Annotated in this window: 8 protein-coding genes; 1 reads left to right on the top strand and 7 read right to left on the bottom strand. The window is 46.9% G+C overall.

The window, feature by feature from the left end:
* The coding region (locus tag V7Z60_RS04475) for a hypothetical protein (RefSeq protein ID WP_334116629.1) at positions 1-709 on the top strand (709 nt) is incomplete at its 5' end.
* On the opposite strand, the gene pepT is transcribed toward V7Z60_RS04475, so the two are convergent.
* The 7 genes from pepT to V7Z60_RS04440 all read right to left on the bottom strand — a co-directional run.
* Complete coding sequence (pepT, locus tag V7Z60_RS04470) at positions 706-1,944, bottom strand: peptidase T (RefSeq protein ID WP_334116627.1); 1,239 nt, start codon at positions 1,942-1,944, stop codon at positions 706-708. The two genes, V7Z60_RS04475 and pepT, sit on opposite strands and share 4 nt — an antisense overlap.
* Positions 1,945-1,974: 30 nt before the next feature.
* Positions 1,975-3,090 carry a Nif3-like dinuclear metal center hexameric protein gene (locus V7Z60_RS04465; RefSeq protein WP_334116626.1) on the bottom strand — a complete coding sequence of 372 codons (1,116 nt, stop codon included), beginning with the start codon at positions 3,088-3,090 and terminating at the stop codon, positions 1,975-1,977.
* Positions 3,083-3,781 (bottom strand): tRNA (adenine(22)-N(1))-methyltransferase, encoded by a 699-nt coding sequence (locus V7Z60_RS04460; protein WP_334116625.1) that lies wholly within the window; start codon positions 3,779-3,781, stop codon positions 3,083-3,085. The genes V7Z60_RS04465 and V7Z60_RS04460 overlap by 8 nt, the downstream gene beginning before the upstream one ends.
* Positions 3,782-3,793: 12 nt before the next feature.
* Positions 3,794-5,623 (bottom strand): translation elongation factor 4, encoded by a 1,830-nt coding sequence (lepA, locus tag V7Z60_RS04455; RefSeq protein WP_334116624.1) that lies wholly within the window; start codon positions 5,621-5,623, stop codon positions 3,794-3,796.
* A 164-nt stretch (positions 5,624-5,787) separates the two neighbouring features.
* Entirely contained in the window at positions 5,788-6,255 is a 468-nt protein-coding gene (locus V7Z60_RS04450) for a hypothetical protein (protein ID WP_334116622.1), read from the bottom strand.
* Complete coding sequence (locus tag V7Z60_RS04445; protein ID WP_334116620.1) at positions 6,252-7,265, bottom strand: hypothetical protein; 1,014 nt, start codon at positions 7,263-7,265, stop codon at positions 6,252-6,254. Before V7Z60_RS04445 ends, V7Z60_RS04450 begins: the two co-directional genes overlap by 4 nt.
* Before the next feature lie 2 nt (positions 7,266-7,267).
* Positions 7,268-8,035 (bottom strand): exonuclease SbcC (locus tag V7Z60_RS04440; protein ID WP_334116618.1); only part of this gene is annotated, 768 nt, incomplete at its 5' end.

The raw sequence follows: 8,035 nt of genomic DNA, 5'->3' as shown, positions 1-8,035 counted from the left end.
GATCCATGCGGACGAAATCTTTGCCGAACGTTTCTTCTTCGGGATTGACGTTGTTTTCCAAAACAGCCTCTGCAACCATTACGCAGCACTCAGTCAAATGTTTGCACCAATCGCCATGATTGCTATAACAATCGTAACTGACGATTTTTTCTCGGTTGAAACAAATTTCAGTGATTCCCCAACCTCTGTCCATGGTCATGCAAAAACAGCCGTTTTTGATTTCAAAATGATACAAAGCAGCGTTTTCATCACGCTTTTTAAGGGCTTGGTTCCAGTCATATTCGCTGAACGGAAGGTCGGAAAAGAGCTTGGGAAGATTATAGTAATAAGTTTCTTCATCCCAATCTCTCAGCCATTTAAACGTGCTTTTATCGAAATTCCTGCTTTCAGAAGAATTGTCCTCTCCAAGCAATTTTTTATGCTCAAGAATAGTCATCAGCATCGCCAAGTGAATGCAATTTCTGCGACCGCACTGGCAAGTCGATTGTTCAATGTCATTTCCTTCTTCCGTCAGCGTGACGGTTGTTTTGATATTTTGACTGAAGACCGCCGTAAAAAATATGTTTCTGTCGTCAACGCTGACAAGCGGAATCTCTTTCATGGTGCGCAAAATACTGCCAGCCATCTGAATCGTCAGCGAAGAGAACCTGTTCTTCCATTCGTTCATTTTTCACCTCGAATTGCAGCACTGCATTTTACAGGCGCTTAGTCTTCTGCAACCAGTTTCACGATTTCGAGCAAGACGTCCGTGGCTTTTTCCATGACCTGTTCCGAAACGTATTCATAGCGCGCATGCATGTTTTCGCCGCCCGCAAAAAGATTCGGCGTCGGAAGTCCCATAAATGAAATCTTGGATCCGTCTGTGCCGCCTCGAACAGGATAGATGACCGGCGTGATGTCGAGATTTTCCATGGCCTTTTTGGCAAGATCAACGACCGTCATGTCCTTTTCAATCACTTCGCGCATGTTGTAGTACTGATCAAACATGTTCATGACGACGCGTTCTTCGCCAAGTTTTTCGTTCATCTTCCTGACGATGTCCTTCATCAACTGCTTGCGCTCTTCAAATTTACCGCGGTCATGGTCCCGCACGATATACTGGCTGTGGGCTTCGTCAACCGTGCCGTCAATCGACAGGACGTGGTAGAATCCTTCCCTTCCTTCAGTCTTTTCAGGAACTTCGTCTTTTGGAAGCATCGCATGAAAATCCATCGCAAGCTGGATGGCATTGACCATCACACCCTTGGCCGTTGCGGGGTGAACGTCCTTGCCGATGAACGTCATCTTGGCTGCAGCAGCGTTAAACGTTTCATATTCCAGTTCTCCCAAAGGTCCGCCATCAACGGTATATGCGATGTCTGCGCCAAAGTCCTTGACGTCAAAACGGTCGGCACCGGTTCCGATTTCCTCATCAGGGCCGATTCCGACTTCAATTTCTCCGTGCTTGATTTCGGGATGATTCGTCAGATATTCGATTGCCGTTATGATTTCGGCCACGCCGGCTTTGTCGTCAGCGCCTAAGAGCGTCGTGCCGTCCGTCGTGATCAGATTATGACCCTTGTAATTCCTGAGGTTCGGAAATTCGGAAGTCGTCAAAACGTATTTGCCGTCATGATCAAGCCTGATGTCGCTTTTACCGTCATAGTTCTCAACAATCTGCGGATTGACGTTTGTCGCGTTGAAATCAGCCGTATCCATGTGAGCGATAAAGCCGACCTTTTTGACGTCCCTGTCCAGATTACTTTCAAGCGTTGCAAAAACATAACCGCTTTCAGGCGAGATTCGGACGTTTGCCATCCCCAGATTCCTGAGCTCTTCAGCAATTTCTTTGGCAAATTCAACCTGTGTTGCCGTTGAAGGCACCGTTGTCGAATTTTCGTCGGAACGAGTTTCCTTTTTTACGTATTTGATAAAGCGTGGTACAAGCGTTTCATATTTTGTCATTTAAAAAACCCTTTCTATGCATAAACTTCTTTAAATCAATTTAAACGGATTCGTATTAACTTTTGACGTCACGACCTCAATCGGCCAGTTTTCCTCTTCTGCCCAGCTTCTGAACATGTCCGTCAGACGATATTTGCAGACGGATTCGAAATAATGTCCCGGATCGATCACGGCAAGCCCCGATTCGTAGATGTCATGCGCCGTATGATACGTCACATCACCCGTAACGTAAACGTCAGCACCTTTCCTCAGTGCATCAGCATAAAACTTGGACCCTGATCCTCCTAAAACAGCGACCTTTCTGACAAGCCTGTCCTGATTTCTGGCAATCAGCCGCACGCCTTCAACGTTCAGCGCCTTTTTGGCAAATTCAGCGTATTCTCTGACGGTCATCGGATGTCTTAAATTGCCGACTCGACCCATCCCGTACTTTTCGCCTAATCCTTCAACGCGGTAAAGATCAAAGGCGATTTCTTCATACGGATGATTCTTACGCATCGCATCCAGGACTCTTTCCTTCAGATGAGCAGGAAAGACAACTTCGACCTTTTGTTCCGCAACCTCTTCTTCCTTGCCGGGAGTGCCGATGTAAGGATCTGCAGCATCTTCAGGCAGAAAACGTCCTGTCCCCTTGAGAGAATACGAACAATGAGAATAGTCGCCCAGTTTGCCGGCACCGGCTTTTCCCAAAGCGTTTCTCAGTTTTTCAGCATCGTCTTCAGGTACGAAGACAGCCAGCTTATACCAGGCCTCCTGCTTTTCTGAAAGCAGGATTTCACAATCCGTAAGGCCTAAATCTTCCGCAAGCCAGTCGCTTGTCCCGCCGTTGGCATTGTCAAGAAGCGTATGCGCTCCAAAAACGGTGATATCATGTTTTAAGATGTCGGCATACATCTTCTGCTGCGGATTGCTCAAATCGATTTGATGAACGGGCACAAACATTGCCGGATGATGAGCAAAAATGAAGTCGACGCCGTTTTCCACCGCTTCTTTGACGACATCCGGTCTGACGTCAAGCGTCAGCATCATCTTCCTGACCTCATGCTCCATGTCTCCGAGCTGCAGTCCGACAGGGTCGCCTGGTTCGGCGATAAAACGCGGTGCAAAGCGGTAGAAGCGGTTGACGATTTCCTTTACTTTAACCATTGATGACACCTTCGATTCGTTTGACTTCAGCTTCAAGTTCCCGCTTCTTTTCAACGGGAACCTGACTTGCCTTTTGCAACTGACTCAAAACCCTGTTGATCTTTTCAATCTCTTTCTGCCATTTTCTGACAAATACAGGGCTTTGATTTCTCATCAAAAACGGCCCGAACATGAGCTCTTCCTTCGTCAGCGGCTGTTCTTCACCATGGTAGCTGCCAACGATGATTTCATACGTATGACCGTCTTCTTCAAGAATCCGTTCGTCTTCAATCCAATATCCGTTTTTCTGCAGAAAAACCCTGACGTTTTCTTCACCGACATTCGGCTGCAGGATCAGCAGCGGATGATCTGCAAGCTTTTTTTTGCCGTTTTCAAGAATCTCGCAAATGAGCGGTCCGCCCATTCCGCAGATCGTAATGGTATCGATCCGGTCACTTGCTTCAATTGCTGCCAGTCCGTCTGCCAGACGTGCCTTGACCTTTGTTTCAAGACCTTCCTTTTTGATTTCATGCTCTGCATTTTCAAAAGGTCCCCTGACGACTTCGCCCGCAACCGCAAATGCTATTTTCCCGTTCAGGGCAAGATTTGCCGGCAGATAGGCATGATCCGAACCAATGTCGGCCAGACGTGCCCCTTCAGGCACAAAGGAGGCGACTTCTTCCAGGCGTTTTGATAATTGACGTGCGTCCAACTTTCTTCCCCCTTACTTGACCTCTTCATCAGTTTTGAGAACCGCCATGAAGGCTTCCTGCGGAACAACAACGCGACCGACGGCCTTCATGCGCTTCTTTCCGCGCTTTTGCTTGTCGAGCAGCTTGGCGCGTCTGTCAGGGTCACCGGTATGAATCCTTGCGGTAACGTCCTTGCGATAAGCCTTGATGTTTGTTCTGGCAATGATTTTGGCTCCGATTGCGGCCTGAATCGGAATTTCAAAGTTCTGGCGCGGAATAATCGTCTTGAGCTTGTCAGTGATCACTCTGGCACGCTGCGGCGCAAACTCTCTGTGTGAAATAAAGCTCAATGCGTCGACCTTGTGGCCGTTGAGCAGGATGTCGATTTTGACGAGATCGCTCGGACGCGTTCCGTCAAGCTCATAATCAAGCGATGCGTAGCCGCGGGTGCTGGATTTCAATTTGTCAAAGAAATCAAAGATGATTTCTGAAAGCGGCATTTCATAAATCACGTTGACGCGGTAGTCATCCAGATATTCCATGGTCTTGAAATTGCCGCGCTTGCGCTGACAAAGCTCCATTACGGCTCCGACGTATTCGTTTGGAACCATGACCTCGGCCTTGACGAAAGGTTCGTTGATTTGTCTGATCTTGGGTGCTTCCGGCATTTCGGAAGGATTCGTGACGCTGATGTGACTGCCGTCCGTCAATTCAACGTCATAGGTAACGGAAGGTGCCGTCGTAATCAGGTCCATGCCGAATTCGCGCTCCAGGCGTTCCTGAATGACATCCATGTGCAGCAGTCCCAGAAAACCGCACCTGAAACCAAAGCCCAGCGCCTGAGACGTTTCCGGTTCAAATTCAAGCGCTGCATCGTTCAGCTTGAGTTTCTCAAGCGCTTCCCGCAAATCGTTGTACTTGGCATTATCGGTCGGATAAAGTCCGGAATAAACCATCGGATTCATTTCACGATAGCCGGCCAAAGGCTTGTCCGTCGGGTTATCGGCATTCGTCACCGTATCACCGACGCGCGTATCCTGAATGTCCTTGATGCTGGCCGTCAAATAGCCGACGTCACCTGCCATCAGATAATCGCGTTTCAACGGTTTAGGAGAATTGACTCCGACTTCAACGACCTCATACTCTGCACCGCTGTTCATGAGCCTGATGCGGTCACCCGGTTTGACGGTTCCTTCAACCACGCGGATGCTTAAGACAACGCCGCGGTAATCATCATAGACGGAATCAAAGATCAGGGCCTTCAAAGGCGCCTTCAAATCGCCGGAAGGTGCCGGAACCTTTGCCACAATCTGTTCGAGCATCTCTTCGATTCCGATGCCGGCCTTGGCAGAGGCAAGAACGGCTTCGGACGCATCGAGGCCGATCACGTCTTCGATTTCCTGGCGAACTTTTTCCGGTTCGGCAGACGGCAAATCGATTTTATTGATTACGGGCACGATTTCCAAATCGTCATCCAGTGCAAGATAAACGTTGGCCAGCGTCTGCGCCTCAACTCCCTGGGCAGCATCAACAACGAGAACAGCGCCTTCGCAAGCAGCAAGGGATCTTGAAACTTCGTATGAGAAATCGACATGTCCCGGCGTATCGATCAAATGAAAAATGTACGTTTCGCCATTCTGGGCTTTGTAATGCAGTTCAACTGCATTTAATTTAATCGTAATCCCGCGCTCACGTTCCAAATCCATCGAATCAAGCAGCTGATCCTTCATCTCACGCTTTGAAACCGTATCCGTCAATTCGAGGATGCGGTCGGCCAACGTCGACTTGCCGTGATCGATGTGTGCCACAATCGAAAAATTCCGAATGTGCCTTTGGCGCTCCTTCATTTGTTCAAAATCCATTCAGTTCTTCCTACTTTCTTAAAATAGTCTCTAACGTTTAATTATAATATAGGGCGGCAATCATAGCAAGAAAGCCGTGTCTCCGGTTCATTTCCAAAAGACTGGTCTGCCTTTTCATCCGGAAAGCAAAAGCCCTGCCGATTCCTCAATCAGCAAGGCTCATCTCACCTGATTAAATTGTCATAATGTTCAACAATTGTTGATTCATCCAAGCCCAGATCGGTCAACCCGAATTTCAAGGCGATATGCCAGGCGCGAACAAAAGCATCAATCTTATGCTCAAAATGACTCTTTAAAAGCTGCTGCTGCATAATCAGACAAACCGCATTGAACGATGCGCTCTTCCATTTGCCCTTCATGCTGTCCAGTTCCTCTTTGGTCATCAATAGCTTGTATGTTGTCTTCTGTTCGTTTGAAATCATGAAAAAGCCCAGCAAAACGGAAGAAAACGCATCATAAACGGATTCCTTATCATCGGCTTTTCCTGCTGCTTCAATCAAATCGCACCAGCTGCAGGTCAAATCCGCATACAAACCGTTTATTCGTTCCCGGTCGCTGTATCCTGTCACGGTCAAAACCCTTCTCGGATAAACGTGAAGTGCGTCCTTAGCCATTTTTGCAAAATCCATCATGCTTTAACATCGTCTTCTTTCAAGAAACATCTTGCGCGCTTGACTTCAACGCTTTGAAGATTTTCAAGATACCAGTCCTTCAGGAAATCATATCTGACCAGTAAATCGAAGAAGGAAATCTTGTCTTCATCATCCTTGACGGTCATGACCCATTCCGGAGAATTCCCGCCGGCAAGATTTTCATCAAACAAAGTCAGGACGACGCTGTCCGGCAAGTTCATGATTGCTTCGCCATTCATGCCGGATTTAAGCATGCATCCTGCATCTGAGCTCATGATGAACAAACGGTCCAATGCGACTTCCGGCTCAGTTTCCGAAACAATCGGATAAACAGCATCCCTTCTTGCATTCAGCAGGTTGAAGTCAACTTCATATCCATACGCCTGTTCAACGCATTCACCGATTGAGACGAGATATTTTTCAAAACGAATCAAGTCCTTCTTGTCATTTTCAGCATCATTTGCAATAAGCAGCTCCACGATATCGTGACTGTTGAAATACAGAACCTTGTCTGCAAAATCGATATAAAACAAGCTGAGACCAGTCTGTTCGTCAATGTAGAATGCACGCCGATCATCTGCCGGATCGACCTTGAATTTGAATCTGACGCACGAATTGATTCCCGGAAATTCGTGGTACAAGGTTCTGTCCTTTTCGCCGGACATCAGGATAACCGTTTCCTTATCATTCAGGCTAAGCAGACGATTGATGAAAATCAGGTAAAAATCGGCACGACTGTATTGAATCGGATAAACCAGGTAATCATCATCAAGCTGGTATGAAGCAAGCGTTTCAATCGACTGGAACAATTCTTTTAAATCGGTCGTATTGATCAGCGTGTCAAAAACCTCCGTGAAACGAATCCCGTTGTTCAGACTTTCCTTTAATCTGCCGTTGTAGTTCATCAAACGCTCATTGGTCGAAAGCGAAGGCCTCGCTTCTTCAGGAGTTACGTCAAATTCAGACTCATGCGGATAAAACGTTATTGTAGGATTTTCATATTCACTCATCATTAATTCCTCCGATTTCCCGTCGCAATCAAATCAGTAATGTAATCACGATACAAAGAAGCATTCTTTTCCTTAAAGTTCTCAAAACTTCCGAATCTGGCAATGATACTCTGCTTTTCATAACCGAGCAAAGTGTCTTCCTTCGAAAGTTCCAAGACCCGTTTTTCATTTTCGTGGATCCGCTGGTAACCATTGGCCGCTTTTTCGTCAATTTCAGTAATCCGGCTGAGTTCATCGGTCAGTTTCTGCTTCATTTCCCTTTGCTTGCCGGCATCCCATGGCATCACCTTTTCCTGATTAAGCTGCTTCAGCTTCCTTCGCATTCGTTCCTTTTCTGCTTCGCGGTTGCTCTGAGAATCAAGCAGCTCTTGCAATTCGTCGTTTTCCTGCGAAAGCCGTTCAATCGTGTCGGTGTTCAAGCGCTTGTTTTCTGCTTCAAATTCAAAGGAACGAGCAAGTTTTTGATATTCATTTTCATCAAAGTTAAATCTAACGTTCAAGACATCAAGCGTTCCGAACAGACGACGTCCCCACCAGTTTCCGAAGTAAAATTGAAACTTTCCCGTTTCCGTTTCCTCGAAATAAAAGAACGGATATCGTTCACGCAAAAACTCAATCAGATTAGTGCTGAGATATTCGCTGACAAGGCCGTATGCATCTTCAACAAGGCGTTCGTTTGACTTGTCGTACGATGAATGTCTTGCCTTCAAAATTTCAGTTGAATATTTTTCACTGTCGATCAGCTGATAAACCAGGCGGTCATCCTGTGC

Origin of the sequence: Ligilactobacillus sp. (assembly GCF_036846325.1) — a bacterium.
Taxonomy (GTDB): Bacteria; Bacillota; Bacilli; order Lactobacillales; family Lactobacillaceae; genus Ligilactobacillus.
This window is presented reverse-complemented; position numbering and strand designations above follow the sequence as displayed.

Coding starts and splice junctions, on each gene's coding strand:
- lepA (WP_334116624.1), bottom strand. CDS start 5,623: ATGGATTTTGAACAAATGAAGGAGCGCCAAAGGCACATTCGGAATTTT.
- V7Z60_RS04445 (WP_334116620.1), bottom strand. CDS start 7,265: ATGAGTGAATATGAAAATCCTACAATAACGTTTTATCCGCATGAGTCT.
- V7Z60_RS04450 (WP_334116622.1), bottom strand. CDS start 6,255: ATGATGGATTTTGCAAAAATGGCTAAGGACGCACTTCACGTTTATCCG.
- V7Z60_RS04465 (WP_334116626.1), bottom strand. CDS start 3,090: ATGGTTAAAGTAAAGGAAATCGTCAACCGCTTCTACCGCTTTGCACCG.
- pepT (WP_334116627.1), bottom strand. CDS start 1,944: ATGACAAAATATGAAACGCTTGTACCACGCTTTATCAAATACGTAAAA.